The organism is Micromonospora sp. NPDC047548 (genome assembly GCF_040642975.1).
Taxonomy (GTDB): Bacteria; Actinomycetota; Actinomycetes; order Mycobacteriales; family Micromonosporaceae; genus Micromonospora.
In genome coordinates this window covers 131663-157930 of record NZ_JBEYTI010000005.1, presented here as the reverse complement: position 1 = coordinate 157930, position 26268 = coordinate 131663, and the positions used below count along the sequence as shown (strand labels likewise).

The window sequence follows — 26268 nt, the reverse complement described above, 5'->3', positions numbered from 1 at the left end:
GCGGCTCGGCGACCCGGGGACCGGTGTCAGGGCGCGGCCGGCGTCACGCCGCTGCCGCACTCTCGACCGGGCCGGTCGATGACCTCGCTCCACTCGGTCATGCAGTGCAGCCTACGCGCAAGGTTACCCAGCAGTAACGTGAATCTTCTCGCACCCGGCCACGCCGCCCTGCGCACACCATAGGGTGCCCGGCGCCGGGGCGCCGGGCAGGGTTCTGCGAAGGTGATATCGATCTGTTCCCAGCGGCGCCGCCCGGCGCCGCTGGGTTCAGCGCCAGCGGGACAGCAGGATCAGCGAGGCGACCATCGCGCCGAAGCCGACCGCGAGGTTCCAGTAGCCCCACGTGGCGACCGGGTACTCCTGCTCGGAAAGGTAGTAGACCACCAGCCAGCCGATACCACCCACGATCAGCGCGACCGCGGTGGCCGGCAGCCACACGGGGCTAGGCTTGCGCGTCGCCGCCGTCGCCGTCGGACGCACGTCCGTCGGCGGGGTGTACACCTTCTTCTTGCGGACCTGAGACTTGGGCACGACGCTCTCCAGAGGGGTGACGACCTCGTCCGGCCTGACAACCGGGCGCGGGGGCGACGGTCCATGGCCAATAATGTTCGACAGCTAGCGTAGTCCGGACGAGCCGTCCAAGCCACGAATGGGGTCAGGCCGGAGCGCGGAGTGACCGAAAAGAGGGGAACGGCCCCGGGACGCCCGCGCCCGCAGGCGTCGTGGCGGGTATCAACCAGACAAGGCGGAAGGAACGCTCGGTGGAGTACACATCCGGCGCGACGTCCTGGCAAAAGGCCATGCGGCGCGCGGTCGCGGCGCTCCTGCCACGGCGCCGGCGGCAGCGGCGTCCCGGCTGGTCGGTCGGGGTGCCGCTGATCGCCGCCGCGGCCGGGCTGCTCTTCACCACCACCGCCACCACCGCCGGCGGCACCGCGCTGCGGGAGGACCGGCGGCCCCAGCTGACCCAGCTCATCGAGGATCGCCGTGGGCAGGTGGCGGCCAGCGAGCTGCGGGCCGCCCAGCTGCGCGCCGAGGTCGAGAGCCAGACCGCCGCGCTGGCCGACACGGACGCCCCCGTCAAGGCGCAGCGCGACCGGGCCGAGCGCAGCCGGGAGGCCGCCGGGTTCACCGCGCTCTCCGGACCGGGCGTGACCGTCGAGCTCAACGACGCGCCGCGCCGCGCCGACCAGACCCTGCCCAAGGGCGCGACCAACGACGACCTGGTCGTCCACCAGGGCGACGTGCAGGCGGTGGTGAACGCGCTCTGGGCCGGTGGCGCGGAGGCCATGTCAATCATGAATGTCCGGGTGCTGTCCACCAGCGCGGTACGCTGCGTGGGTAACACCCTGCTGCTGCACGGCCGGGTGTACTCCCCACCGTTCAAGATCGTAGCAATCGGCGATCCCGCTGCCCTCCAGCAGGCCCTCGCCGGCTCTGAGGGAGTCGGGTTGTTCAAGCAGGCGGTCGAGCACTACCAGCTGGGCTACAAGGAGACCGTCGCCTCCGTGACCGTGCCGGCCTTCGAGGACTCCACCGCCCTGCGATCGGCGACGGTGCCGCGATGAGTTCCGACGGCCAGGACCCGCGCCACCGCGACCGGAGCGACGACCCGACCGCGGTCATCCCCAAGGTCGACGACTCCGCCCCGCCGGCCCGTCGCAACACCTGGCCCGACCCGGTGCAGCCGCCGCGCTCGTCCGCGAACCGGCCCCCCGCCGACCCCGGCCAACCTCCGGGTCCGGCCCCCCGACCCACGGCCGTGGACCCGGCGCCCGACCGCGCGAACGCCGACCCGACGCGCGGCCGCCCGGCGACCGCCGCCGACCACCAGCCCCGATCCGGGGTACGGCCGCAGCCCGCCACCGAAGCCCCCACCGCCTTTCTTCCCACGGTCGCTGCCCGCCCCACGGACCGCCCGGCCACCGCCCCCGACGCTCGACGGGCCGGCCAGCCCTCCGCCGACGATCGCGCCACCGGCCCCGCCGGCGGCGGGCTGCCCGGTAGTGGGCTGCCCGGTGCCCGCTCGGCTGGCGACGGGCCGGACCGGTCGGCGGACCCGGCGGCCACCATGATCATCCCGGCGGTGGCCGGGCGGCCCGCGCCCCCCCGGCCGGCGCTGGACTCGACGGCGCTGATGGGCGCGGTGCCGCCGGTGCCCGAGCCGGACGGCAGAGCCGACGACGCGCCCGCCGAGCCGCCGCAGCCCCGGCGCGGCGAACGGGTGGTCCAGCTCCGCCCGCACCAGACCGGTGAGGGCTACAAGAGCGTCTACTCCGAGCTGACCCGCCCGTCCCTGGCGTCCCGGCTGCGCACCGGCATCCGGGTCAGCGGCGAGGTGCTGATCACCTTCGGCCTGGTGGTGCTCCTCTTCGCCGGGTACGAGATCTGGGGCAAGTCGGCCATCGTCGACGCCCACCAGGGCGACCTCAGCAGCCAGCTGGCGCAGGAGTGGGGGCCCAGCGGCGACCCCACCGTCGCGCCGTCCGCCGGGCCGACGGCCAAGCCCAAGCCCCCGGTGGATGGCAAGCCGATCGCGGGGCTCTACATCCCCAGGCTCGACAAGAACTGGGTCGTGGTGGAGGGCGTCACCCAGAAGGACATCCGGTACGCCCCGGGCCACTACCCGAAGAGCGCCATGCCGGGGAAGGTGGGCAACTTCTCCGTCGCCGGGCACCGCAACCGGGCCACCTTCTGGCGGCTGGACGAGCTCGACGACGGCGACGCGATCGTCGTCGAGACCAAGACCGACTGGTACGTCTACAAGGTCATCAAGAGCCGGATCGTCCGGCCCGATCAGGTCGAGGTCGTCGCGCCGGCGCCGATCAAGCTGGTGCCGGGAGAGAAGCCGAAGAAGCTGCTCACCCTGACCACCTGCAACCCGAAGTTCGACAACTACCAGCGACTGATCATCCACGCCGAGCTGGACGACAAGGCCAGCATCCCCAAGTCCGAGGGCCGCCCGGCGGCACTGGGAGGCTGACGACCATGTACGCCTGGATCTGGCGCAAGCTGCCGTTCGGCCTGGCCGGCAAGCTCACCGGCTCGCTGCTGCTCCTCGCCGCGACCGTCGCCCTGCTCTGGTACGTGGTCTTCCCCTGGGCCGAACCCCTGGTGACCCCCTTCGACGACGTGCAGGTCACCCAGGACTCGGGAACCCCCGGCGGCGACTCCGGCGTCGAGCAGGACGCCCCGGCCGGCGACGAGCACGAGCTGCCGTACGACACCGAGCAGAACAACACCCCGCCCCCCTCCTCGGACGAGTGAGCCCCATGCGTGTCCTGGTCATCGACAACTACGACTCGTTCGTCTTCAACCTGGTGCAGTACCTCGGCCAGCTCGGCGTCGACTGCGAGGTCCGCCGCAACGACGAGATCGACGTCGCCGAGGTCGGCCGGTTCGGCGCGGCGGGCGTGTTGCTCTCGCCCGGCCCGGGCAGCCCGGACCGCGCCGGCATCTGCCTCGACGTGATCAAGGAGTACGCCGGCAAGCTGCCGATCTTCGGCGTGTGCCTGGGTCATCAGGCGATCGGTGAGGCGTTCGGCGCCACCGTGACCCGCGCCCCGGAGCTGCTGCACGGCAAGACCTCCGAGGTCCGGCACCAGTCCGTCGGGGTGCTCGCCGGCCTGCCGGACCCGTTCACCGCGACCCGCTACCACTCGCTCGCGGTGCTGCCCGAGACGCTCCCCGACGAGCTGGAGGTCACCGGCTGGACCGGTTCCGGGGTGGTGATGGCGATGCGCCACCGGACGCTGCCGATCGAGGGCGTCCAGTTCCACCCGGAGTCGGTGCTCACCGAGGGCGGTCACCTCATGCTGGCCAACTGGCTCGCCACCTGCGGTCACCCCGAGGCGCTGGAGCGGGCTCCGGCGCTCGCCACCGAGGTCGACGCCCGCCGCCGCGCCGCCTTCGCCACCGCCTGAAGCCGCGGTGGTGTCCACACCGGATGGCGCGGCGGACATGGTCACCGACTGACCGCCGGGCTGGAACCACCCGTAGGACGGTCAGCCCGTCAGCGCGTCCGCAACGCCGGGGTCCACGGACGATCTGACGGCGGGCGGCCTGCGTCGGATCGCGTCCCATGCGGCCTTGCCACTGGCGAAGTAGTCCCGAGCCGCTTTCCGCACGAGCAGGGCGGGTCCACAGCCCGAGCAGCGGGCGGTCACTCCGTCGGCATCGATGCCGAGGTGTCGACACAGCGTCACCGCCCGTGACAGGTGGTAGGACTGGGTGACGATCAAGGCCCGCTCGACCCCGTACACCTCGCGCGCCCGGACGCAGCTGTCGTACGTGTCCAGGCCGTACGGGTCGGCCACGACGCGCCGCGGATCGACGCCGAGCCGCTCGGTCAGGTAGGACGTCATCACCGTCGGCTCGTCCCCGGACGTCCCGCCCCCGTCGCCCGACACGAGCACCACCCGGGCCCGCCCGCTGTGCACCAGCTCCGCGGCGGTCTCCAGGCGGCCGGCGAGCCGGGCCCCCGGTTGCCGTCCGTCCGCCGCCACGGCGGTGCCCAGAACGATCACCACGTCGGCGGCCGGCGCTTCCGCTTCGTCGTACGCATGGCCGCGAGCGGCGATCGTCGTCCACAGCCAGGGAAGGCTGGCGAGCAGCAGCACGGCCAGGCCCGCAGCGGCCGCGCGGGGCAGGCGTCGCCGCCACCGGTTCGCCCGGGACGCGGGGCCGGTCACCGTGCCCACGAGCCGCCTCCGGCGAGTGCCCCGACATCCATCCCGTTGGTCCCTCCTGCCAGCCAGCGACCGCCGCCCAGACTAGTGGTGGCGGTCGGGCCGTCTCGCGCGACATTCGGCAGCATTAGGACGCGGATGGACGCTGCCGATCGAGGGCGTCCAGTTCCACCCGGAGGCGCTGGACCGCGCCCCGGAGCTGGCAGCCGAGGTGGACGCGCGGCCGCGGGCGGCCTTCGCCAACGCCTGACTCTCCCCGTCACAAGACGGAAGGCCCGGTCCGCAGACCGGGCCTTCGTCAGTGCTGCGTCCAGCTCATTGGGCGGGGTAACCGTTCGGGGGTGGGGGTAACGGCACGCCGCCACCGGTGCCGGTGCTCGGGGGCGGGCTGGTCGGAGTCCCGGTGGGCGAGGTCGGCTCCTGGGTGGGCTCTGGGATGGACACCTCGATGGTGACCGTCCTGCCCTTGGCCAGGTTGCTGCCCGGGTCCGGGCTCTGCGCGGTGACCCGGCCGGCCTCCGCCGCCGGCATCTCGTCGCCGTCGCGCACCTGCACCCTGTAGCCGGCGCGCTCCAGCTCCTTCCGGGCCTGGTCCTCGGTGAGGCCGATGACCCGCGGCACCTCACGGATGTTGCCCAACGAGACGGTAACCGTGATCTCGGCGCCCTCAGCCACCTTCTCGCCGGAGGGCGGGTTCACCTCGATGACGGTGTCCTTCTCCCGCGGGCTGTCCGCCGTCTTCTTCTTAACGATGAAGCCCTTGCCCTCGAGCGTGGCCTTGACGCTCTCGTAGGTACCACCCACCAGTCCGGTCGGGACCGGCTTGGTGGCCGGACCGCCGCAGATGTTGACCGTCACCTGGCTGTTCTGCTCCAGGCTGCGGCCGGCGGGTGGGTTCTGGTCGGCGACCGTGCCCTTCTTGCAGGTGGGGTTGAAGACCTGGTCGCCCAGCACCGGATTCAGGCCGGCATTCTGGACTTCGGTGAACGCGGTGGCCTGTTCCTTGCCCGCCAGGTCGGGCACCTGGGCCTTCTCCGGGCCGCGGTTCTGCATCAGCAGCGCCGCCACCAGGGCGATCACCGCCAGCACACCGACCGCCGAGAACGCGGCGATCACCCAGGCCGAACTCTTGCGCCGGCCCGGATCGCCGACCCGCGCCGGGACCTGCTGCCGGGTCTGCCCGCCGCCGACCTGCGTCGGGTACCCGCCACCGGCGGCCGGCGCCAGGTGCGCCGTCTCGTCCTGCGGCATGACCGGGGTGGCCAGCACCGGACGGCCGGCAGCGGCCCGGAGCAGGTCGGCCCGCATCTCGCCGGCGCTCTGGTAGCGGTTGAGCGGGTTCTTCGACAGCGCCTTGAGCACGATCGCGTCGACCGCCGGGTTGACGTCCGGGTTGATGTCGCTCGGCGTCGGCGGGGCCTCCCGTACGTGCTGGTAGGCCACGCTCACCGGGCTGTCCCCGACGAACGGCGGGTGCCCGCAGAGCAGCTCGAACAGCACGCAACCGGCGGCGTACACGTCGGAGCGGGCGTCCACGGCCTCACCGCGCGCCTGCTCCGGCGAAAGGTACTGCGCGGTGCCGATGACCGCGCTGGTCTGGGTCATGGTGGTGACGCCGCTGGCCAGCGCCCGGGCGATGCCGAAGTCCATCACCTTGACCTGGCCGGTCTGGGTGAGCATCACGTTGCCCGGCTTGATGTCCCGGTGGATGATCCCGTGCCGGTGGCTGAACTCCAGCGCCGCGCACATGTCGGCGCAGATCTCCAGCGCCCGGCGCGGCTGGAGCCGGCCCTCGACCCCGAGGAGCTCCTTCAGCGTCCGGCCGTTGACGAACTCCATCACGATGAACGGCAGCGTCTCACCGGTCGGCGCGGTCTCCTCGCCGGTGTCGTAGACGGCGACGATCGCCGGGTGGTTCAGCGAGGCGGCGTTCTGCGCCTCCCTGCGGAACCGCATCTGGAAGGTGGCGTCCCGGGCCAGGTCGGTGCGGAGCATCTTGATCGCGACGTCCCGGCCCAGCCGGAGGTCACGACCACGGTGGACCTCCGCCATGCCGCCGTAGCCGAGCAGCTCGCCGACCTGGTACCTGCCACCGAGCAGGCGGGCCTGCGCTGTCATCGCGTTCGTCGTCCTTCGCTCGTCGTCTCGCCGCCACCCGGCCGAAGCCGTTCCACCCGACGGTACGGCGTCTGGGCCAGATCGTCGCGTCCGTACACGCTCACCGCGCCGGACGCCACGCTCAGCGGGCCGGACCCGCCGGGGTCACCGGCGTGCGCGCCCGGCCGCGCCCTGTAGGAAATCACGCCGGAGCAGACCAGGACCAGTACGGCCAGCAGGATGGCCACCGTCACCATCCCTGACCTGGAACGACGCGGAACGGTAGCCGGGACCGGCTGCCGGGCGTACCCGACGGGGCGGTCGGATCGGGTGGGGGCCGGCGGCACGACCGCGGCCCCGCGGGGCGGCACGGGCTGCGCGACCGGCGGCCGGGCCTGCGGCACGGCCGGGGCCGGCGGGCGCTGCGTCGCCACTGGCGGCTGCGGCTGCGGCTGCCGCGCCGTGACCGGCGGGCGGGCCTGGCCGGCGGCCGGCGGCCGGGGTTGCTGGGCCAGCGCGGGCGGGCGGTGCTGCTGACGGGCGGTCGGCACCTGGGCGCGGGCCACCGGGGCGGCCGGCGAGGCCGGCGCCGCCGAGACCGGGCTGGCGTGCCCACCGGCCCGCGCCTGCTGGGACAGCGCGAGCTTCGCCTGCCGGGCCACCGAGGCCAGCGTGGCGGCGCTCGGCCAGCGGGCGGACGGATCCTTGGCCAGGGCCCGCTCCACGATCGCCTTCACCGGCGGCGGGATGTCGCCGGGCAGCGACCGGGGCGTCTCCTGGACGTGCTTCATGGCGATCTCGAGCGGATTGTCCCCCTCGAACGGGCGCCGGCCGGCGAGGCACTGGTACGCCACGACGCCGAGCGCGTACACGTCGGAGGCGGGGGTGGCGACCGCGCCGGTGGCCTGCTCCGGGGAGATGTACGAGGCGGTGCCGAGCACCGAGCCGGCAGCCGTGAGCTGGCCGACCAGGTCGGAGCGGGCGATGCCGAAGTCGGTCAGCACCAGCGTCCCGTTCGGCCGGACCAGCAGGTTGCCCGGCTTCACGTCCCGGTGCACGATGCCCTTCTCGTGGGCGGCGTGCAGCGCGTCGGCCGCCTGCGCGACCAGCGCCATCGTCCGGGCCGGCGTGAGCCGGCCGACCCGGTTCAGCGTCGCCGACAACGCGTCGCCCTCGACGTACTCCATCACCAGGAAGGCGATCTGCTGGTCGCTGCCGAAGTCGTAGACGTCCACCACGCCGGGGTGGTTGATGGTGGCCATGGTCCGCGCCTCGCCCCGGAACCGCTCGGCGAAGCCAGGCTCGTCCAGCAGCGCCGGAAGCAGGCTCTTCACCGCAACCGTACGGCCCAGCACCTGGTCGGTGCCGCGCCAGACGTCGCCCATGCCACCGCTGGCGATCCGCTCGTCGAGGCGGTAGCGGTTGCCGAGCTGGACGCCGGGGTGAAGCATGTCAGCGGCCCCCGGAGTCGGCGATGGCGGCCTGCATGATCTTGCCGGCGATCCGGGCCGCCTCGGCGCTGCCGCCGCTGCCCGCCTCCTCCAGCATTACGCACACCGCGGAGACCGGGGTGCCATTCTTGTCGAGGGCGAAGCCGATGAACCAGCCGTGGTCAGGCGTGTTCGGGCCGGACTGCGCGGTGCCGGTCTTGCCGCCGACGGTGTAGCCGCGGATCTGCGCCTTCTGGCCGCTGCCGTTCTCCACGACGCTGACCATCATCTGCCGCAGGTCGGCGGCGACCGTGCCGTTGACCGGCTGGCGCAGCTCGCGGGGCTTGGCCGTGTAGTAGCTGGTGGTGCGGTCCGGCGCGAGCAGCTGCTTGACCAGGTACGGCCGCATCTGGCTGCCACCGTTGGCGACCGTGCCGGCGATCAGCGCGCCCTCCAGCGGGGTCATCCGTACGTTGTTCTGCCCGATGGAGGACTGGGCCAGCGCGGCGGGGTCCGTGCTGCCGTCCGGGTTCTGCATGTCGCCGGTGCGGCTGGCCGCCACCGGCAGCCCGCCCTCGCCGAGCTGGCCGACGGTGAGGTCGTCCTGCTCGAAGCCGAACTGGCGGGCCTTCTCCTTGAGGGTGTCCGCGCCGAGCTTCACGCCGAGCTGGGCGAAGCCGGTGTTGCACGAATGGGTGACCGCATCCATCAGGGTGACCTGCGACTGGGGGCAGATCGACGGCGCGGCGTTGCGGATCGGTGTGCCCGAGGTCGGCGGGGTCCAGCTCGGCCCGGCCGGGATCTGGGTGTTCTTGCCGACCCCGTTCTCCAAGGCTGCGGCGGCCACCACGATCTTGAAGGTGGAGCCGGGCGGCAGCGTCTCGGAGAGCGCACGGTTCTTCAGCGGGCCGTCCGGGTCCTGCTCCAGCCGGTTGTACGCGGCGGAGGCCTTGTTCGTGTCGTGGTCGGCCAGCGGGCTCGGGTCGAAGCTCGGCATCGAGACGAGCGCCTGCACCGCCCCGGTACGCGGGTCGATGGCGATCGCCGCGCCCTTCTTGACCCCGTTGTTGTTGTTGCGCAGCTGCTCGTACGCGGTGTCCTGGGCACGCTTGGAGATGGTGAGCAGCACGTTGCCACCACCGGTCTTGTCGCCGGTGAACATGTCCTTGATCCGGTTGGCGATCAGCGCGTCGCTGGTGCCGGCAAGGAAATCGTTCTCCACCCGCTCGATGCCGGTGTCCCCGAGGTTGACCGGCTTGTAGCCGAGCACGTGCGCGTACTTCGCCCCGCCCGGATAGGTGCGCAGGTACTTCAGCTTGCCGCTGGTCGCCTTGCTGGTGGCGAGGGCGATGCCGCCAGCCTCGATGTTGCCGCGCGGGCGCTCGTACTCGGCCACCTGGACCCGGCCGTTGTAGTCGCTGGTGCGGTATTCGTCGGCCTTGTAGGCCTGGATCCAGTTGAGGTTCGCGAAGAGCAGACCGAACAGGATCATGACGACGACGCCGACGCGGCGCAGGGGCGCGTTCACGGGCGGATCACCTCCGTGGGGGCACCGTGCAACTGCTCCGGCGGGCCGCCGGCGGGCCGGGCCGCCGGACCGCCGCCCTGGGTCACCGGGCGACGGGCCGCGTCGGAGACCCGCAGCAGCACGGCGATCAGCAGCCAGTTGGCCATCAGCGACGAGCCACCGGCGGAGAGGAACGGCGTGGTCTGGCCGGTCAGCGGGATGAGCTTGCTGATCCCGCCGACGATCACGAAGACCTGGAGCCCGAGGGTGAAGGCGAGACCGCCGGCGAGCAGCTTGCCGAACGAGTCCCGGACGGCGAGCCCGGCCCGCAGGCCCCGCTCGACGATCAGCAGGTAGGTCACCAGCAGCGCGGTGAGCCCGAACAGGCCGATCTCCTCGCCGATGCCGGCGAAGATGAAGTCGTTCTGCACCTCGGGGATCTCCAGCGGCTCGCCGGCGCCCGGCCCGGCGCCGAAGAGCCCGCCGCTGCCCAGCGCCAGCAGGCCCTGGACCAACTGGTAGCCCTTCTCGTATGGGTCGGAGAACGGGTCGAGCCAGATCTCGGCGCGCAGGTGGAAGTTGGCGAACGGCCCGCCGATCGTGCCGCCCAGCACGTACGCCAGGTAGGCGCCGCCGAAGAACAGCAGCAGACCGATGAGCAGCCAGCTCACCCGTTCCGTGGCGATGTAGAGCGTCACCACGAACATGCCGAAGTAGAGCAGCGAGGTGCCCAGGTCCTTCTCGAAGACCAGCACCAGCACGCTCAGCACCCAGACCGCGACCACCGGGCCGAGGTCCCGGCCGCGCGGAAAGTCGATGCCGAGGATGCGCCGGCTCGCCAGCGAGAGCACCTCACGCTTGCGGACCAGGTAGTAGGCGAAGAAGACCAGCAGGGCCAGCTTGGCGAACTCACCCGGCTGGATGCTGAAGCCGCCGACCCGGATCCACAGCTTGGCACCGTAGATCTCCGAGTACCGGGCGGGCAGCACGGCCGGGATCATCACCAGGACGATGCCGGCCAGGCCCAGGGTGTACGCGTACCGGGAGACCGACCGATGGTCCTTCACGATGAAGAGCAGGACCGCGGCGAGGATCACCGAGGCGAGCGTCCAGGCCAGCTGGCGCCCGCCGTTGCCGGCGAAGATGGCCAGCGTCTCCCGCTCAGCCGGCGCCGCCTTGCCCAGGTCGAGCCGGCGCAGGAAGCCGACCCCGATCCCGTTGAGCAGGGCGACCGCCGGCAGCAGGGCCGGATCGGCGAAGGGCGCCAGCCACCGGATGACCAGGTGCATGCCGAGGAAGACCGCGCCCAGCACCGCCGCCGGCATCCAGAAGTCCGGGGTGACCGTGTCGAGCATGTTCGCCTCGACGATCGCCCCGTACGCCGCCACCAGCACCATCGCCAGCAGCAACAGGGAGAGCTCCGCGTTGCGCCGGGACCGGGCCAGGCGTACGCCGGGCTGCTCGCCCGTTGTGGCGGGCGAGGTTGCCGGTGTGGCCGCTGCGGTCACGGATCGATCCTCGGGCTCTCAGCCGACGTTCACTCGGGCGACCGGCAGCTCGCCGGGTCCACGGTCGGCGTGACCGGGTCGGAGGCCGAGGCGTCGGGCGTGGTGGTCGGCGCGGGGGTGACGGTGCCGGCCGGACCGCCGCTGGCGGTCGGGGTGGGCGCGGTCGGGGTGGGCGCGGCCCGGGTGGCCGTCGGCGCGACCGCGGAGGCGCTCACCGCCGCGGTCGGGCTCGGCGGGCAGACCGGCTTGAGGTTGGGGTTGGCCGGGTCGTCGCTGGTCAGCTCGGCCAGCCGGCGGACCGCGTCCGGCTCGCTCTTGGCCTGGATGCCCTGCTTGACCTGCTCCTGCGCCGCGAGGGTGAGGTCGTCCAGCTTGGCCTGGCTCCTCGAGTGCACGCTGGACAGGTTGAGCCCGGCGACCTGGCCGGGCACCCCGCGGAAGACCGCGAGCTGCCCCTGCTCGGTCGCCCCGACGTAGTACTGCCGCTGGGTGTAGCTCCAGCCGGCGAAGAGACCGCCGCCGAGGATGACCAGCAGCGCCACCAGCATCGCGGCGGTACGCAGCGGCCGGCGGCGGGGCCGCTCCGGCTCGTCGTCCCGGTTGGCGGCCGGGTCCTCCGGCACCGGGGGACGCGGCGCGGAGAGCGCCGAGGCGCGGGCCGCCGGGGTGGAGACGTCGGCGGAGGTGGCCATGCCCCGGTCGCGGGAGGCGGCACCGCCGACGATCGGGCTCGCCTCGACGATGTCCTGGTCGGTGGCGTCCGCGATGATCACGGTGATGTTGTCCGGGCCGCCGCCGCGCAGTGCGAGCTGGACCAGCCGCTCGACGCACTGCTGCGGGTCGGTGTACTCCCGCATGCTGTCGGCGATGGTGTCCGCGCTGACCACGCCGGAGAGGCCGTCACTGCAGATCAGGTAGCGGTCACCGGGCAGCACCTGGCGGACGCTGTACTCCGGGTCGATGTCGCGGCCGTCGAGCGCCCGGGTGAGCAGCGAGCGCTGGGGGTGGCTGCTCGCCTCCTCCGCGCTGATCCGCCCCTCGTCCACGAGCATCTGGACGTAGGTGTCGTCCTTGGTGATCTGCGCGAACTCACCGTTGCGCAGGAGATAGGCCCGCGAGTCACCGATGTGGACCATGCCGAGCTTGCTGCCGGAGAAGAGGGTCGCGGTGAGCGTGGTGCCCATCCCCTCCAGCTGCGGATTGGCGTCCACGGTGTCGCGGAGCTGCTGGTTGGCGGTGCCCACGGCCGAGCGCAGCGCGTCGACGAGGGCGTCTCCTGGGACGTCCTCGTCGAGCGGTGCCATGGCACCGATGACAATGTTGCTGGCGACGTCACCGGCGGCCATGCCGCCCATGCCGTCGGCGACGGCGAGGAGCCGCGGCCCGGCGTAGACGGAGTCCTGGTTTCCGTCTCGGATCAGACCGCGGTCGCTGTGGGCCGCATAGCGCAGGGTCAGAGTCATGGCCGTAATTCGAGAGAGGTGCGGCCGATCCGGATCGGCACGCCGAGGGGGACGGGGGTTGGTCCGGTGACCTTAGCGCGATCCAGGTAGGTGCCGTTAGTCGAGCCGAGGTCCTCGACGAACCACTGCCCGTCGCGCGGTACGAGCCGGGCGTGGCGCGCGGAGGCGTAGTCGTCGGTGATGACGAGGGTGGAGTCCTCGGCCCGCCCGATGGTGATCTGCGCCTCGCCGAGGGTGATCCGGGTGCCGGCGAGCTGGCCGGCGGTGACCACCAGCTGGTGCGCGGCCCTGCCCCGCTTCACCTTGGCCGGTTTCGCCCCCTGCCCGGTGGACGCGCCCACCGCGCGTGGCGCGGCCACCAGCCGGCCCGACCGGGCTCCTGCGAAGAGGTCGCGGCGGATGACGCCGACCACCGTGAACACGAAGATCCACAGCAGGATGAGGAACCCGAACCGGGCGACGGTGATGACGAGCTCCGGCAAGGCGGGTCAGCCGTCCACGCGGAAGGTCAGGGTGGTCGTGCCGAGCTGGACCATGTCGCCGGGGTTGAGGGCGACCGCGGAGACGCGCTGGCCGTTGACCATCGTGCCGTTGGTCGACCCGAGGTCGGTCAGCACCACCTGGCCGCCGTCGAAGTCCAGCCGGGCGTGTCGCCGGGAGATGCCGACGTCCGGCAGGCGCAGGTTGGCCTGGTCGCCGCGACCGATCACCGTCGAACCCATCTGGAGAGGGTAGGTACGGCCGTCGCCGGAGACCAGCCGGACATTGCGGGCGCCACCACCGTGGCCCGGCGGCGGGCCGTAGCCGCCACCCTGGTCGTATGACGGGTACGCCGGGGGGCCGGCGTCGTAGCCACCGGGCGCGGAGACCGGGGCGACCTCGCCACCGGTGTAGACCTCGGCGGTGACCCGGAACATGCCGGTGTCCAGCCCCTCGCCGCGCTCGATCTCGACGATCACGTCGCCGTAGACCGTCCACGCCTGCTCGCCGATGAACTCCGCCTGCGACTGGGCCAGCTCCTGGGCCAGCGCGGCGGCGTACGGCGCCAGCCGACTGTGGTCGTACGGCGAGAGATCGATCACGTAGCGGTTGGGCACCAACGTGCGCCCACCAGCCAGGATGGCCTTGTGCGCCTCGGCCTCCCGCTGCATGGCGTTGAGGATCTCCACGGGGTGGACCACCCCTTTGAAGACCTTGGCGAAGGCCCCTTCGACCAGGCCTTCCAGACGCTTCTCGAAGCGTTGCAGCACGCTCACCGGCTCCTCCTCGGGTTCCGAGGACATGATGGTATCCGTCCGGCGCGCATGCAGCTCGCGCGCCGCTCGGCGGCCTCGTGGCGGCCCGTTCGGAAGGGACCCTTCTGACGTGCTAGTCTTTCGTCCGCCACGAACGGTGACCGCTCCACGGAGCGTAACCGGTCGGGGACATGACGGAGGGCACGTAAGATGTCCGGGGCCTGCTGGAGACAGCCGGGCCGGCACGGATTACAGTGTTCGAGGTCAGGCCACGGGGATGTGGCGGAATGGCAGACGCGCACGGTTCAGGTCCGTGTGCCCGAAAGGGCGTGGGGGTTCAACTCCCCCCATCCCCACCGCAGACGAGGGCTCCGCAGCTTGCGGGGCCCTTGCCTCGTTCGGAGGGCGTGCCGGGCGTCACGCTATGCTCCGATGGTTTCCCTGCCTCCTACTGACCAGGAGTGGCGTGTGAGTGTCGCGTTGGTGACCGGGTCGGGCGGTCTGATCGGGTCCGAGGCGGTCCGGCACTTCGCCGGTCTCGGCCTGGACGTGATCGGCATCGACAACGACATGCGGCAGGAGTTCTTCGGCGCCGAGGCGTCGACCGCGTGGAACGTCCGGCGACTCGCCGACGAGCTGGGGTCCGCGTACTCGCACCACAGCATCGACATCCGCGACCGGGACTCGATGGCGAAGCTCTTCGCGCGGTACGGCGCCGACATCGCCGTGGTGATCCACACCGCTGCGCAGCCCTCGCACGACTGGGCGGTCCGCGACCCGTGCACCGACTTCGACGTCAACGCCGGCGGCACCCTCAACGTGCTGCAGAATGTGCGCGAGCACTGCATCGAGGCGCCGGTGATCCACTGCTCGACCAACAAGGTCTACGGCGACCGGCCGAACAGTCTCCCGCTGGTGGAGCTGGAGACCCGGTGGGAGATCGAGCCGGGCCACCCGTACGAGCAGGGCATCCGCGAGGACATGTCGATCGACGCCTGCCTGCACTCGGTCTTCGGCGCCTCGAAGGTCGCCGCCGACGTGATGGTGCAGGAGTACGGCCGCTACTTCGGCATGAAGACCGCCTGCTTCCGGGGTGGCACGCTGACCGGTCCCGCGCACTCCGCGACCGAGCTGCACGGCTTCCTGGGGTACGTGATGCGGGCGAACATGGAGCGCCGCACGTACAAGATCTTCGGCTACCAGGGCAAGCAGGTCCGGGACGCGATCCACAGCTCGGACGTGGTCTCCGCGTTCGAGGCGTTCTTCCGCAACCCCCGCTCGGCAGCCGTCTACAACCTGGGCGGCGGCCGGCACTCCAACACCTCCATGCGGGAGGCGTTCGCGCTGGCCGAGCAGATCACCGGCCGGGAGATGATCACCGAGTACGTCGAGGCGAACCGGATCGGCGACCACAAGTGGTGGATCGGCTCGAACGAGGCGTTCCAGGCCGACTACCCGGGATGGAAGCAGGTCTACGACGTACCGATGATCATGCGGGAGATCTACGAGGCCAACGTCGACAAGTGGGTGCCGCAGGCATGACCGGTGAGGGCAAACGAAACGTCCTCGGCGTCCTGGTCGACGCGACCGACTACGCCTCGGCGAGCGAGCAGGTGGTGGCGGCCGCGCACGAGCGCCGCCCGCTGGCGCTGACCGCGCTGGCCGTGCACGGCGTGATGACCGGGGTGCTCGACCCGGCGCACAACGCCCGGCTCAACTCCTTCGACGTGGTCACCCCGGACGGCCAGCCGGTCCGCTGGGCGCTCAACCTGCTGCACCACGCCGGCCTGTCCGACCGGGTCTACGGCCCTACGCTGACCCTGCACGTGCTGCGCCGCTTCGCCGAGGAGGGGCTGCCGGTCTACCTCTACGGATCCACGGAGGAGACCCTGGCCCGGCTGATCCCGGCGCTGGAGCGGATGTTCCCCGCGCTCAAGATCGCCGGGGTGGAGCCGTCGAAGTTCCGCGACGTCCAGCCGGGCGAGGACGTGGAGATCGCCGACCGGATCCGGGCCAGCGGGGCCCGGCTCGTCCTGGTCGGCCTGGGCTGCCCGCGCCAGGAGGTCTTCGCGTACGCCATGCGACCGCTGCTGGACATGCCGCTGATGGCAGTCGGCGCGGCCTTCGACTACCACGCCGGCCTGCTCCGCAAGCCCCCGCCGTGGATGCAGCGGGCCGGGCTGGAGTGGTTCTGGCGGCTCGGCCTGGAGCCGAAGCGGCTCTGGCGCCGGTACGTCATCCTCAACCCGGCCTACCTGGCCCGCCTCGCCGGCCAGAAGACCGGCCTGTGGAAGGCGCGGCCCCCGGCGCCGGCCACCGAGCGCCCGCCCACCTTCGCCGTCTGACCGCTGGCACGGCTCCACCGTCCACCGTCCGCTGTGTCCGGAACGGATGGTGACCCGACCCCTACGGGGTGGGTGGGGGGTGGAACCGGGGGCGGGCCCGGATTCCCGGCGGGCCGATCTGGGCAAGGCTGAACGCATGGATGACCATCTCATCGTTCTGCTGCCAATCGCCGCGGTCTGGCTGGCCGCCGGCGTCGTGGCGGACCGACTGCCCCGGCTGGACCGGGCCCGCGCACTCCGGCGGCGTACCGGATGGTTGCTCGCCCTGACCCTGACCGGCCTCGGCCTGACGGCGGCGGTGCTGGCGGCCGGCCTGACCAGCGCCGGCGCGACGCCGGTCGACCGGGCCGCCGCCGGCCTCGGCCTGGTCGTCGGCCCGGCGCTCGCCGTCGCGGTCTGCACGGTACGGCGGCTCCGCCGGCTCCGGGCCGGTGCCGGCGCGTTCGCCACCGCGCCGGAGACGCCAGCGCCGCACGGCCTGCGGGCCACCGGGGCGCATCCGCTGATCGGCCTGCCGGTGCAGGTCACCGCCCTGGCCACGCTGCCGCCCGTGCTGTCGGCCGCGGGGCTGGACCTGGCCGCCGATCCCCGCCTGACCGGCCCGGCCGTCACCCTGGGCGGTCTCGCGGTCATCGCGATCGGGGTACGGCTGGCGCTGCGGCACAGCCGGCTCGCCGAGCGGGCGTTACCGGAGGCGACGCCGGCCTCAGCGCGTGCGGCTCGGCCCCTGCACGTATAGCAGCTCCAGGATCGCCCGGGTCGCCTCGAACCAGCGGTCCAGCCACCCGGGCGGCGGCACGCTGCCCTTCGGCGGCAGCTCCATCAGCAGGCCGCGCAGCAGCGGGTGGTCGACCAGCGACTCGCTCGGCTCCAGCGGCCACCCGGCGGGCGGGAACGAGGGCTCGGTCAGCGGGTTCGGGTCGAGCGACGGCAGCGACAGCGGCGGCCCGGCCTGCTCCGGCGCGGCCGACCCGGCGTCCCGCCCGCCGACCTCGGTGTCGGTGGACACGACCTCGGTGAGCACGGTGTCCCGGCGCGCGCCGCGGTACTTGCCGCCGAACCGCTCGGCCTTGCCCGGGCCGTTGGTGAGATTGTCTGAACCGATCGTCGTCATCCGTCTCGCCTGCCTCGCTCGGTTACCGATCCGTGCGGCGGGTTGTCGACCAGCGCCGTATCGAGGGGTTCAACGAGACGGGACGGAAGTGGCGACGGGCCGACCGGGAGATCCCGGCCGGCCCGCTGTCAACGCCACACTGCGTCGATCAGTGCTGGTCGAACCCACCGCTCCGTGCGCCAGCGACGAAGGCGTGCCAGTCTCCTGGAGCAAAGACCAGGGCCGGGCCCGCCTTGTCCTTTGAATCCCGAACGCCGACCGCCCCGGTCACGTACGCCACCTCGACGCAGTTGTCACAGTTCGGCCCGCTCTTCGAGCTCTTGAACCACGACGCCTGCGTCAGGTCCACAGGGAACTCCTTGGTCGCCATTTCCATAGCGGCTCCTCTGCCAGTTTTGCGATGTGAGCTATGGATTCCTCCGGGCGAATGGCCGCTGCCCGGATGTGATCGAAGATGAAGCTGTACCTCTGCAGTTCGTCGCTCTTCTCCAGGAAGAGCCCACCCGTGGCGTTCTCCGCGTACACGACATCGGGATCACTCGGTTCGGGAAAGCTGAGGATGGTGAAGGTGCCATCCATGCCGGCGTGCGCGCCCACCTCGAAGGGCAGGACCTGAAGCGTCACGTTCGGCAGTTCCGCCACTTCCACCAGCCGCTTGAGCTGACCACGCATCACCGCGTCGCCGCCCACCGGCCGGCTCAGCACCGCCTCATCGAGCACCACCCACAAATCGACCGGATCGTCCTGGATCAACAACGACTGACGGCCCAGACGGACACGCACCCGTTGCTGCACCTGGTCGACGGTGAAATCCGGACGGGCCGCCCGGATCATGGCCCCGGCGTACTCCTCGGTCTCCAGCAGGCCCGGGACCACCTGCTGCTCGTACGCGCGGATCGAGCTCGCCGCCGCCTCCAGCCCGACGTAGGCCCCGACCAGCACCGTGCTGTACGGGTGCCACCAGCCCTTCTGCCGGGCCTCCCGGGCGATCTGCACCAGCTCGTCGCTCTCGACGCCCACCACGCCGTAGATCCCCAGCATGTCGCGGACGTCCCGCGGGGTCACCGAGGTGTGGCCGGTCTCGATCCGGGAGATCTTCGAGGCGGAGCACTCCAGCTGCTCGGCGACCGTGTCGATGGTGATCCCGGCCGCCTCGCGCTTGCGGCGGAGTTCCGCGCCCAGCCGCCGACGCCGGATGGTGGGGCTGCGCCGCTCGCTCACCGCGCCACCTCACGCCTCGCCGGGCGGGTCGGCCCGTTCCTCGCGCTCACCCGGTTACCTCCCGGTGACTCACGCCTGCGTCGACACCCGCCGAGGGCGCGACCGACGAACGGCGGGCAATCGTTCGCGGCAGGGGGTGGTGCCGGTCGTCGACCGGCCGCGTCGGGCGAAACCGGCGTCCAGTGTGCCGGTCCGGGGCCGGAGTCATCAAGCGCCTTGTTCACATGTCGTGCCCGGGTATCGGCAAAATTCGACGTGCAACTTGCATGTCGCACGTCACTGATGCACTCTGTCCGTATGGCTCGGGTCACTCACCGTCTACCCACGCTTCCCCGGTCCGTCGACCACACCGGCGACGGGACGACGGTCGGGAACCCCGTTCCAGCTACGACGACGAGACCTGTCCCGGGGTGATGACCCTGCCGCTGCACGCCCGACGGCTGCGGCGGCGGGAGCGGTATCCGGGAGCAGCACCGGTGATGGTCGGGTGGCGGTCCGCCACCAGCGGGTACGGCCCGACCACCACCACCGGTCCACCGGTCCACCGGTCCACGAGGCACTACCCCGGCACAGCCAGAAACCTTCCCCCGATCACCTCCGGTCCGGCGCACCGCCCGGCCATACCCTCCCCAGGAGGCCATGTGCTTCCCCGCTCTGGTGACGTAATGCACGTGACTCGCGCGGCGAGTGTCCAGTTCCTCAGGCCCATCACGTTCCGGGTCATCCGGGTGCTCGACTGGCCCACCTACGACGGTTGGCTCTGGCTCGACGGTTACGAGTTGAACGCGGCGGGGGACGCGGTCAACCGGCGGTCGATCTTCGTGCAGGAGGCCGGTCTCCGGCAGGTCCAGGTGGCGCCCGTGCCGCGCCAGCACAGCGTACGGACCCGGCGGACGGTCAACCGCGCTCCGGTCGCGGTGGGCTGAGCTCCACCATTACGCGGTGGGCTGAGCTCCACCATTACCCGGTCGGCGGGCATGCCGTCGCCATAGACTCGGTACGCCCACCCCGGCGAAGTCACCACCCCGCGCGTCCCGGACCCTGAACCTGGGATGGCCATGGTCAATATGCCCGCCGCGCGGCGGCACCACAGGTCCCGTATCGGTTACGCCTTCGGGCTGCTGGCGCTGGTCGGCGCCGCCACCACTCTCGTGGTGGTGGTGTGCTACCCGGCCGAATCGGCGACCCGGCTGGCCGAGCCGGTTCCCGCCCCCGAGATCACCGTGGTCGAGCAGGGCTCACCGCCTCCCGGCGCCGGTGACCCCGGCTATCCGGCGGAGCTCGCCACACCCGACGACCACTGGTACGGCGATACCGCACCCGGCGCGGGTGGCCCCGACGATCCCCACAGCGGGGCCGGATCCCTGCCCGGAGCCGGCGGTGGCGAGGCCGCCCTGGCCGGCTCGTCCACGGCCGACGCCCGGCAGGCCCTCAGCCAGTCGCTCTTCTACTCCGGGGTGCTCGGCCTGACCATCTCGCTGGCCGGACTGGGCCTGGTCGGGACCCGACGCCGGATGTGGTGAGCCCGCTCAGCCGGTGGCGGTGACCTCGGGTGTCGGCTCGACCGACCCGGTCGACGGGGGTGTCGGCGACGGCGCGACGGCCACCACCAGCGTCACCTCGTCGCCGGCACTGACCAGCTCACCCGACCCCGGGTCGGTCTCGACCACCGTGCCGGGCGGCTGCTCCGCCGACTCCCGCGTCCGGACCCGGTACGACAGGTCGAGCCGGTCCAGGATCCGCCCGGCCGACGCCCGGGGCAGCCCCACCAGGGGCGGCACCGGAATCCGGGCCGCGGCCGTGGTGGCCGGTGTGCTGGGCGCCCCGGTGGTCGGGGCGGCGGTCGTCGGCGCGGCCGTGGTCACCGGCGCGCTCGTCGGCACCGGTGGCGGGGAGGGCTCCTTGGCCCGCTCGTCGGCCGCCCGCAGCGCCAACCAGATCCCCGCGCCGAGCACACCGAGCAGCAGCAGCGCCAGGATGCCCAGCAGGATCGGCATCCACCAGCGGCGTCCGCCCTGCTCCTCGCCATACCACTCGACCGGCTCGCGGTAGTCGGCCGGGCGCGGCGGCGGCACCCCGGCCCGCCCCGACCAGACGGCCGGTGCGGCCGGGGCCGTCGGGGCGGTCGGGGCGGTCGGCTCCGGCCCGGTGGCGTCCGGCGGGGGGAACGGTCGGGTGGGATCCAGCGGCTCGTGACCGGCGGTCGCGTCCAGCGGCTCGTGACCGGCGGTCGCGTCCAGCGGCGGGCGCGGGACGGGACGGGCCGGTGACTGGCCGGCGGCGTCGGCGCGGGGCAGCGGGCGGGTCCGGTCGTCGGCGGGCGGCTCCTGGCGGTCGTTGCTCATCGCACGTCCTCTCCCACCGGGGGCAGGCGTCGTGGCCCTCGCCGGTCCACGGTAACCGTCAGGGTCACCAGCCGCCGGGATCGGCGCGGCGACCCGCCCGGACCCGGCCGCGCGTCCGGCCGCGCCTAGGTCTCCGCCGCGCCTATTCCTCCGTCGCGCCGCAGGAGATGGCGACCTCGTCGTTCCAGTGCTGGGTCGTGTCGGGCTCCGGGTCCTGCGAGTGGACCTTGCCGACCCGGCCGGTGCGGTACCGCGGGTAGAAGCCCCGCTCGACGATCGTCGCCGCCGCGTCGGCGCAGTCGTAGTCGTCCAGGTCGGGCACCTCGGCCTCCGGCGCCGGGCCGGCGACGTACACCTTGACGGTGGTGCCGTGGCTCACCCGGGTGCCGGGGGCCGGGTCGAGTCGCTCGACCTTCTCCCCCAGCCCGGTGCCGAAGACCAGCCGCCACCCCAACTTCCGGTCACGCAGATCGCTGCGGGCCCCCTCGAAGCCGTCGCCGACCAGGTCCGGCACGGTCACGTAGCTGGTGGAGTCGGTGCTCGGCCCCGGCGGCGTGGTCGTCCGGGGAGTGGTCGGCGCGACGGTGGCGGGTTGCTCCGCCGGCGGCAGTGCAGCGGCCGAGGTCGGGAACCCGGCGGAAGTGGCGGCGGTCGACGCAGAGGCGGCCGGCGGATCGGTGGGGGACGACTCGTCCGGGCCGGCCAACACCCAGCCGACCGTCGCGCCCACGGTGGCCAGCAGAACGAACGCCAACCCGCCGCCGATCAGCAGCGCGGCCCGGTTCGGCCGCCCCGGCTCCGGAGTGTCCAGAAGGGTGTGTCCGTCGCTCATCGCACTCTCCGCCTCGTCACCAGCGACCGTACCGGGCGACGCAAAGCGGGTCACCGCACGTCGTCCCGGTGGTCGCCCGGCTCGCCGCGCCGACCAGGGGACGCTACGCTCCCCGGCATGGCCAGACTGGGCTGGGGAGGATCGGTCACCACCGCGGTCGGCGTTGCTGCCGGCGTGGGTGCGGCACAACTGGGCTTCGCCTACGGGCTGGGCGTCATCGACTGGGCACCGGTCGAGCCCGCCGCCACCGGGACCGCCTGGTACGCCAGCCTGGCCTGGGCGACCTGGATCGCGGCCGTCTCCACCATCGCCGGCGCCGTCTGCGCGCAGCGGCTGGGGGAGCGGGGACGCGACGGCGACACCGCGACCGGGGGCCCGCTGCGCCGGGTGACCCTGGCCGTGGCGGGCGCGGTGGGCGCACTGATCACGGTGCTGCTGGTGGCCGTACCGGCCCGGGTGGCGACCGTGCCCGACACCTTCACACCACAGAGCCTGGCCGCCGGGTACGCCGCGGTCGGCGTGCTGGTCGGGTTGCTGACCGCGATCTGGGCGCTGCACTCGCGGGCCGCCGCCACCAACGTGATCGCCACCGTCGGCTGGATCTGGCTGCTCGTCATGGTCTCGGTGACGGACGGGGTGGTCGCCGGGCGCGGATTGACCACGGCCCAACTCGGCATCTGGCAGATCAGCACCGACAGCGCCGGGTTCTGGGTCCGGGACTACGTCTACTGGCCGGGAGTGCTGCTGACAGCCGGCTCGGCGCTGTTGATCGGCGTGCTGGCCGCGCGGCGTACCGCCCGGGTGGCGGAGTGGCGGCTCGGTGCGGCCGTCTCCGGCGCGGCGGGTCCGCTGCTCGTCGCGGTCGCGTACTTCGTCGCCGTACCCCGGCTGGCCGCCGTCACTCCCGCGCAGGTCTCGGCGCACTTCGTCGCGCCGTACGCGGTCGTCGTCGGCGCGGCCGGTTCGGTGCTGGTGGCGGCGCTCGCCGAGCGGGCCGAACGGCGCGCGGCCGCCCGGCAGGCGGTGGTGCCCCGGCAGCGCACCGGCGACTGGGACGACGGGGCGTTCGACGAGGACCTCGCGTCGGCCGGTGAACCGATCGACGTGGCCGGCGCGGCGGGCACGGCGACCACGACGGCCACCCGCCCGGACGGGGCGGGACCGGTCGATGCGCGTGCCGGGGCTGACCCGGCGGCGGTCGGCTCGCAGCCGGACGCGACCGGCTCGTCGACCGCGGGCACCGGGCGGGCGCGATCGCCCCGTCGGAGCCGGGCCACCACCCCCGCGCGAAATGCCAAGCCGGAGCCCACCACGCCGACCGCCGAGCCCCCGCTCGCCCCGCCGACGACCCTCCCGGCCGACCCCCCGAACGCGATACCCCCCGCCACCCCCAAGTCCCGCCCCACCCGCTGACCCCCGCATCACCCGTATCAGTCGACGGGCCAGGTGTGGACGGGTTCGTTGCTGCGCTGGAGTTCGGAGTAGCGACGGGCCATGTGGTGCAGCGCCGCCTCGCGGTCCATGCCCCGGTACCGCTCGGCCGCCCAGACTGTCTCGGTCTGCCAGACCGCGCCGTTGCGACCGGTACGGCAGCGCTGCTCGATGATGCCGAGCAGCCGGTCCCGCTCGGCCGGGTCGACACCGAACCGGTCCAGCCCGGTGGCCGCCTTCGGCAGCAGCGTGTCGAGGACCAGCTTGGCCACCGGCACGTCCCCGAGGCGGGGCCAGTGCAGGACCGCGTCCATGCCGCGTCGGGCGGCGGCGTGGAAGTTCTCCTCGGCGGAGCTGAAGGTGAGCTGGCTCCAGATCGGCCGGTCCGACTCGGCCAGCCCGCGGGCCAGCCCGAAGTAGAAGGCCGCGTTGGCCAGCATGTCCACCACGGTCGGGCCGGCCGGCAGCACCCGGTTCTCCACCCGCAGGTGCGGGCGGCCGTCCATGATGTCGTAGACCGGCCGGTTCCAGCGGTAGACCGTGCCGTTGTGCAGCCGCAGCTCCGCCAGGTGGGGCACCCCGCCGGCGTGCAGCACCTCGACCGGGTCCTCGTCCACGCAGATGGGCAGCAGCGGCGGAAAGTACCGGACGTTCTCCTCGAACAGGTCGAAGATCGACGTGATCCAGCGCTCGCCGAACCAGACGCGGGGGCGTACGCCCTGGGCCTTGAGCTCGTCGGGGCGGGTGTCGGTGGCCTGCTCGAAGAGGGCGATCCGGGTCTCCGCCCAGAGCTGCCGTCCGTACAGGAAGGGGGAGTTCGCGCCGACCGCGACCTGGACCCCGGCGATCGCCTGGGACGCGTTCCAGTAGTCGGCGAAGCTGTCCGGCGCCACCTGAAGGTGGAACTGGAGGCTGGTGCAGGCCGACTCGGGGGCGATCGAGTCGGTGTGCGTCCGGAGCCGTTCGACGCCCCGGATGTCCAGCTCGATGTCCTCGCCCCGGGCGCCGACGATCTGGTCGTTGAGCACCCGGTAGCGCTCGTTGGTGGAGAGGTTGTCCACCACCAGGTGCCGCTCGGTGAGCGTGGGCAGGATGCCGACCAGGACGATCCGGGCGTCGGACTTCGCCGCCCGCTCGTCGGCCCGGGTCAGGCTGCTGCGCAGGTCACGCTCGTAATCGGCGAACCCGCTGCCCTCGATCAGCCGGGGCGCGGCGTTCAGTTCGAGGTTGAACTGGCCGAGTTCGGTCTGGAACAGCGGGTCGGCGATGGCGGCCAGGATCTCCTCGTTGCGCATCGCCGGCTCACCCGCCGGGTCCATCAGGTTGAGCTCGATCTCCAGGCCGGTCCTCGGGCGGTCCGCGTCGAAGCCGAAGTCGTCCAGCATCAACGCGAAGACGTCCAGACAGCGCCGTACCTTCTGCCGGTAGCGGACCCGGTCTTCCCGGGAGAAGGCGTCCTGCTCGACGTCTCTACCCATGTGCCCTCCCGGCGCGAGGCGCGCGGGACGGTGTGGCCGTCCCGCCGCGCGTTGTGAACAACCACGGTAAGAGCGCTCACCTTGCCGGGGCCAGTGGCACCACCGGTTCGCGCTGCGGCCATCTCTACCCAGCCGCCACCGCCGGCACCCGGACGGGGCGACGAATAGTCCGTGACAATTCGCACCTGGAGACGAGGCGAGGCCCCTGCTCAGGGAGCAGGGGCCTCGCCCGGAGGGGTCCGCCGGATCAGGCCTGGCGGACGGCCTCGCCCTCGATCTCGATCTTGATCTTCTTGCCGACCACCACGCCGCCGGTCTCCAGCGCCACGTTCCAGGTCAGACCGAAGTCCTCCCGGTCGATCTCGGTGCTCGCGGAGAAGCCGAAGATGTCCTGGCCGTACGGGCTGCGGCCGACACCCTCGAACTCGACCTCCAGCTCCACCGGCCGGGTCACGCCCTTGATGGTGAGATCGCCGAGGAGCACGAACTCGTTGCCGTCCCGGGACTTCACGCCGGTGCTGCGGTACTCCAGCGTCGGGAAGGTCTCGACGTCGAGGAACTCCGGGCTGCGCAGGTGGGCGTCCCGGTCGGCCTGAGCGGTGCTGATGCTCGCGGCCTGGATGGTGGCGGTGACCGAGGACTGCATGGGGTCCTCGGCGATGGTGACGGTGGCCGATGCGTCGACGAACTCACCGCGCACCTTGCTGACCATCATGTGCCGGGCGACGAACCCGACCCGCTTGTGAGCCGCGTCCAGCAGGTAGGTGCCGGCGGTCGGGATGGTGAGGCCCTCCCAGTCGCGGGTAACCGACTCGGTGCTGGTCATGGTGTGTCCTCCAGGAAGAGATTGTTTAGTAGCCCAACGACTGACTGAACAACTATAGCCACAACAACATTCCCCGCGTCAAGCACTGTTAGGATGGCCAGGTGGACCAGAACGTGTTCGACGACCCCCGGATCACCGCTGTCGGCCTCCTCGTCGAGGCGCACGCCGGGCTGTCGGCCCGGTTCGCCGACCAGTACGACGAGCACGGCCTCTCCGCGGTCGAGTTCGAAGTGCTGATGCGGCTCGCCCGGTCCCCCGGCAACCAACTGCGGATGACCGACCTGGCCGCGCAGACCTCACTCTCCACCAGCGGCGTCACCCGCGTGGTGGACCGGATGGAACGCAACGGCCTGCTGTGCCGGCGGGCCTGCCCGTCCGACCGGCGCAGCTCGTACGCGGTGGTCACCCCGTCGGGGCTCAAACGCCTCGACGAAACACTTCCCGGCCACCTGCGGATCGTCGAGCAGTGGTTCACCGGCCAGCTCGAACCCGCGGCGCTGGCGGCCATGCTCGACGGCCTGCGCCAGGTGCGGGACGCCGTCCATCCGGGGGCGACCGCCGGCAGCACCGAATCGGCCCCGGCCGACCATCCGGCGACCTGACGCCGCAGCACCGGGCTCGCCGCACCGGCAGAACCACCGGCAGAACTGGTCGGGCCGGCGGAACAACCCCGCTAAACCGCGCAAAAGCGGACTTCGGGCGTGGCTAGCCTTCGTCGAGCGCGGGGGGAGCACCTGGGGGGTGCAGG

At 72.4% G+C, this 26268-nt stretch carries 27 protein-coding genes and 1 tRNA gene; 12 read left to right on the top strand and 16 right to left on the bottom strand.

Annotation, left to right across the window (positions count from 1 at the left end; translation table 11 throughout):
* Positions 1-267: 267 nt before the first annotated feature.
* Positions 268-531, bottom strand: coding sequence for a cell division protein CrgA (locus tag ABZ807_RS07505; protein WP_357153978.1), 264 nt, complete (start codon positions 529-531; stop codon positions 268-270).
* A 230-nt stretch (positions 532-761) separates the two neighbouring features.
* Here ABZ807_RS07505 and ABZ807_RS07500 point away from each other — a divergent pair, with 230 nt between their 5' ends.
* Genes ABZ807_RS07500 through ABZ807_RS07485 form a run of 4 tightly spaced genes read left to right on the top strand, consistent with a single transcriptional unit; the run spans position 762 to position 3923 of the window.
* Positions 762-1568 carry a DUF881 domain-containing protein gene (locus tag ABZ807_RS07500; protein WP_357153976.1) on the top strand — a complete coding sequence of 269 codons (807 nt, stop codon included), beginning with the start codon at positions 762-764 and terminating at the stop codon, positions 1566-1568.
* Positions 1565-2983, top strand: a complete 1419-nt coding sequence (locus ABZ807_RS07495; RefSeq protein ID WP_357153974.1) for a class E sortase — start codon at positions 1565-1567, stop codon at positions 2981-2983. The genes ABZ807_RS07500 and ABZ807_RS07495 overlap by 4 nt, the downstream gene beginning before the upstream one ends.
* A gap of 5 nt (positions 2984-2988) precedes the next feature.
* Positions 2989-3267: a hypothetical protein gene (locus ABZ807_RS07490; protein ID WP_357153972.1), complete on the top strand. Its 279-nt coding sequence runs from the start codon at positions 2989-2991 to the stop codon at positions 3265-3267.
* Positions 3268-3272: 5 nt separating this feature from the next.
* Entirely contained in the window at positions 3273-3923 is a 651-nt protein-coding gene (locus ABZ807_RS07485; protein ID WP_357153970.1) for an aminodeoxychorismate/anthranilate synthase component II, read from the top strand.
* A gap of 81 nt (positions 3924-4004) precedes the next feature.
* Here the strand turns inward: ABZ807_RS07485 and ABZ807_RS07480 are convergent, their stop codons facing one another.
* The 8 genes from ABZ807_RS07480 to ABZ807_RS07445 form a co-directional block, all read right to left on the bottom strand.
* Positions 4005-4700, bottom strand: coding sequence for an ElyC/SanA/YdcF family protein (locus tag ABZ807_RS07480; RefSeq protein ID WP_357153969.1), 696 nt, complete (start codon positions 4698-4700; stop codon positions 4005-4007).
* Between the two features lie 303 nt (positions 4701-5003).
* Positions 5004-6806 (bottom strand): Stk1 family PASTA domain-containing Ser/Thr kinase, encoded by a 1803-nt coding sequence (pknB, locus tag ABZ807_RS07475; protein WP_357153968.1) that lies wholly within the window; start codon positions 6804-6806, stop codon positions 5004-5006.
* Positions 6803-8236, bottom strand: coding sequence for a protein kinase (locus tag ABZ807_RS07470; RefSeq protein ID WP_357153967.1), 1434 nt, complete (start codon positions 8234-8236; stop codon positions 6803-6805). Before ABZ807_RS07470 ends, pknB begins: the two co-directional genes overlap by 4 nt.
* A gap of 1 nt (position 8237) precedes the next feature.
* Complete coding sequence (locus tag ABZ807_RS07465; protein WP_357153966.1) at positions 8238-9743, bottom strand: penicillin-binding protein 2; 1506 nt, start codon at positions 9741-9743, stop codon at positions 8238-8240.
* A complete protein-coding gene (locus ABZ807_RS07460) occupies positions 9740-11230 on the bottom strand; it encodes an FtsW/RodA/SpoVE family cell cycle protein (RefSeq protein ID WP_357153964.1) in 1491 nt (496 codons plus the stop codon). The genes ABZ807_RS07465 and ABZ807_RS07460 overlap by 4 nt, the downstream gene beginning before the upstream one ends.
* A gap of 29 nt (positions 11231-11259) precedes the next feature.
* Complete coding sequence (locus tag ABZ807_RS07455; RefSeq protein WP_357153962.1) at positions 11260-12693, bottom strand: PP2C family serine/threonine-protein phosphatase; 1434 nt, start codon at positions 12691-12693, stop codon at positions 11260-11262.
* Positions 12690-13175, bottom strand: a complete 486-nt coding sequence (locus ABZ807_RS07450; protein WP_357153961.1) for an FHA domain-containing protein — start codon at positions 13173-13175, stop codon at positions 12690-12692. Before ABZ807_RS07450 ends, ABZ807_RS07455 begins: the two co-directional genes overlap by 4 nt.
* A gap of 6 nt (positions 13176-13181) precedes the next feature.
* Positions 13182-13976 (bottom strand): DUF3662 and FHA domain-containing protein, encoded by a 795-nt coding sequence (locus tag ABZ807_RS07445; RefSeq protein WP_357153960.1) that lies wholly within the window; start codon positions 13974-13976, stop codon positions 13182-13184.
* Positions 13977-14201: 225 nt separating this feature from the next.
* Here ABZ807_RS07445 and ABZ807_RS07440 point away from each other — a divergent pair.
* The 4 genes from ABZ807_RS07440 (at position 14202) to ABZ807_RS07425 (ending at position 17012) form a co-directional block, all read left to right on the top strand.
* A tRNA-Leu gene (locus ABZ807_RS07440) sits at positions 14202-14284 on the top strand.
* Positions 14285-14396: 112 nt separating this feature from the next.
* A complete protein-coding gene (locus ABZ807_RS07435; RefSeq protein ID WP_357153958.1) occupies positions 14397-15470 on the top strand; it encodes an NAD-dependent epimerase/dehydratase family protein in 1074 nt (357 codons plus the stop codon).
* A complete protein-coding gene (locus ABZ807_RS07430; protein WP_357153956.1) occupies positions 15467-16273 on the top strand; it encodes a WecB/TagA/CpsF family glycosyltransferase in 807 nt (268 codons plus the stop codon). Before ABZ807_RS07435 ends, ABZ807_RS07430 begins: the two co-directional genes overlap by 4 nt.
* A gap of 136 nt (positions 16274-16409) precedes the next feature.
* On the top strand, positions 16410-17012 hold the full coding sequence (locus ABZ807_RS07425; RefSeq protein ID WP_357153954.1) for a hypothetical protein: 603 nt from the start codon (positions 16410-16412) through the stop codon (positions 17010-17012).
* Here the strand turns inward: ABZ807_RS07425 and ABZ807_RS07420 are convergent.
* From ABZ807_RS07420 to ABZ807_RS07410, 3 genes are all read right to left on the bottom strand, one after another.
* Positions 16980-17387 (bottom strand): hypothetical protein, encoded by a 408-nt coding sequence (locus tag ABZ807_RS07420; RefSeq protein WP_357153952.1) that lies wholly within the window; start codon positions 17385-17387, stop codon positions 16980-16982. The genes ABZ807_RS07425 and ABZ807_RS07420 overlap by 33 nt on opposite strands.
* A 148-nt stretch (positions 17388-17535) precedes the next feature.
* Positions 17536-17757 (bottom strand): DUF397 domain-containing protein, encoded by a 222-nt coding sequence (locus ABZ807_RS07415; RefSeq protein ID WP_357154204.1) that lies wholly within the window; start codon positions 17755-17757, stop codon positions 17536-17538.
* Entirely contained in the window at positions 17727-18608 is an 882-nt protein-coding gene (locus ABZ807_RS07410; RefSeq protein ID WP_357153950.1) for a helix-turn-helix transcriptional regulator, read from the bottom strand. The genes ABZ807_RS07415 and ABZ807_RS07410 overlap by 31 nt, the downstream gene beginning before the upstream one ends.
* A gap of 641 nt (positions 18609-19249) precedes the next feature.
* Here ABZ807_RS07410 and ABZ807_RS07405 point away from each other — a divergent pair.
* Complete coding sequence (locus ABZ807_RS07405) at positions 19250-19534, top strand: hypothetical protein (RefSeq protein WP_357153949.1); 285 nt, start codon at positions 19250-19252, stop codon at positions 19532-19534.
* A gap of 126 nt (positions 19535-19660) precedes the next feature.
* Complete coding sequence (locus ABZ807_RS07400) at positions 19661-20131, top strand: hypothetical protein (protein WP_357153947.1); 471 nt, start codon at positions 19661-19663, stop codon at positions 20129-20131.
* Positions 20132-20137: 6 nt separating this feature from the next.
* Here the strand turns inward: ABZ807_RS07400 and ABZ807_RS07395 are convergent, their stop codons facing one another.
* Together ABZ807_RS07395 and ABZ807_RS07390 are read right to left on the bottom strand one after the other, a co-directional pair.
* Positions 20138-20953: a PASTA domain-containing protein gene (locus ABZ807_RS07395; protein ID WP_357153946.1), complete on the bottom strand. Its 816-nt coding sequence runs from the start codon at positions 20951-20953 to the stop codon at positions 20138-20140.
* A gap of 142 nt (positions 20954-21095) precedes the next feature.
* Complete coding sequence (locus ABZ807_RS07390) at positions 21096-21785, bottom strand: PASTA domain-containing protein (RefSeq protein WP_357153944.1); 690 nt, start codon at positions 21783-21785, stop codon at positions 21096-21098.
* Positions 21786-21902: 117 nt separating this feature from the next.
* On the opposite strand from ABZ807_RS07390, the gene ABZ807_RS07385 reads away from it, so the two are divergent.
* On the top strand, positions 21903-23198 hold the full coding sequence (locus ABZ807_RS07385; RefSeq protein WP_357153942.1) for a hypothetical protein: 1296 nt from the start codon (positions 21903-21905) through the stop codon (positions 23196-23198).
* A gap of 17 nt (positions 23199-23215) precedes the next feature.
* On the opposite strand, the gene ABZ807_RS07380 is transcribed toward ABZ807_RS07385, so the two are convergent.
* Positions 23216-24694 carry a glutamate--cysteine ligase gene (locus ABZ807_RS07380; protein ID WP_357153941.1) on the bottom strand — a complete coding sequence of 493 codons (1479 nt, stop codon included), beginning with the start codon at positions 24692-24694 and terminating at the stop codon, positions 23216-23218.
* A gap of 247 nt (positions 24695-24941) precedes the next feature.
* Positions 24942-25520: a YceI family protein gene (locus ABZ807_RS07375; RefSeq protein ID WP_357153939.1), complete on the bottom strand. Its 579-nt coding sequence runs from the start codon at positions 25518-25520 to the stop codon at positions 24942-24944.
* Between the two features lie 101 nt (positions 25521-25621).
* Here ABZ807_RS07375 and ABZ807_RS07370 point away from each other — a divergent pair, with 101 nt between their 5' ends.
* On the top strand, positions 25622-26122 hold the full coding sequence (locus ABZ807_RS07370) for a MarR family transcriptional regulator (protein WP_357153937.1): 501 nt from the start codon (positions 25622-25624) through the stop codon (positions 26120-26122).
* Positions 26123-26268: the final 146 nt, after the last annotated feature.

Bases quoted from the DNA above. Each gene is read 5' to 3' on its own strand.
- ABZ807_RS07495 (WP_357153974.1), top strand. From the start codon at position 1,565: ATGAGTTCCGACGGCCAGGACCCGCGCCACCGCGACCGGAGCGACGAC.
- ABZ807_RS07490 (WP_357153972.1), top strand. From the start codon at position 2,989: ATGTACGCCTGGATCTGGCGCAAGCTGCCGTTCGGCCTGGCCGGCAAG.
- ABZ807_RS07485 (WP_357153970.1), top strand. From the start codon at position 3,273: ATGCGTGTCCTGGTCATCGACAACTACGACTCGTTCGTCTTCAACCTG.
- pknB (WP_357153968.1), bottom strand. From the start codon at position 6,806: ATGACAGCGCAGGCCCGCCTGCTCGGTGGCAGGTACCAGGTCGGCGAG.
- ABZ807_RS07470 (WP_357153967.1), bottom strand. From the start codon at position 8,236: ATGCTTCACCCCGGCGTCCAGCTCGGCAACCGCTACCGCCTCGACGAG.
- ABZ807_RS07455 (WP_357153962.1), bottom strand. From the start codon at position 12,693: ATGACTCTGACCCTGCGCTATGCGGCCCACAGCGACCGCGGTCTGATC.
- ABZ807_RS07445 (WP_357153960.1), bottom strand. From the start codon at position 13,976: ATGTCCTCGGAACCCGAGGAGGAGCCGGTGAGCGTGCTGCAACGCTTC.
- ABZ807_RS07430 (WP_357153956.1), top strand. From the start codon at position 15,467: ATGACCGGTGAGGGCAAACGAAACGTCCTCGGCGTCCTGGTCGACGCG.
- ABZ807_RS07425 (WP_357153954.1), top strand. From the start codon at position 16,410: ATGGATGACCATCTCATCGTTCTGCTGCCAATCGCCGCGGTCTGGCTG.
- ABZ807_RS07420 (WP_357153952.1), bottom strand. From the start codon at position 17,387: ATGACGACGATCGGTTCAGACAATCTCACCAACGGCCCGGGCAAGGCC.
- ABZ807_RS07415 (WP_357154204.1), bottom strand. From the start codon at position 17,757: ATGGCGACCAAGGAGTTCCCTGTGGACCTGACGCAGGCGTCGTGGTTC.
- ABZ807_RS07400 (WP_357153947.1), top strand. From the start codon at position 19,661: ATGGCCATGGTCAATATGCCCGCCGCGCGGCGGCACCACAGGTCCCGT.
- ABZ807_RS07395 (WP_357153946.1), bottom strand. From the start codon at position 20,953: ATGAGCAACGACCGCCAGGAGCCGCCCGCCGACGACCGGACCCGCCCG.
- ABZ807_RS07390 (WP_357153944.1), bottom strand. From the start codon at position 21,785: ATGAGCGACGGACACACCCTTCTGGACACTCCGGAGCCGGGGCGGCCG.
- ABZ807_RS07385 (WP_357153942.1), top strand. From the start codon at position 21,903: ATGGCCAGACTGGGCTGGGGAGGATCGGTCACCACCGCGGTCGGCGTT.
- ABZ807_RS07380 (WP_357153941.1), bottom strand. From the start codon at position 24,694: ATGGGTAGAGACGTCGAGCAGGACGCCTTCTCCCGGGAAGACCGGGTC.
- ABZ807_RS07375 (WP_357153939.1), bottom strand. From the start codon at position 25,520: ATGACCAGCACCGAGTCGGTTACCCGCGACTGGGAGGGCCTCACCATC.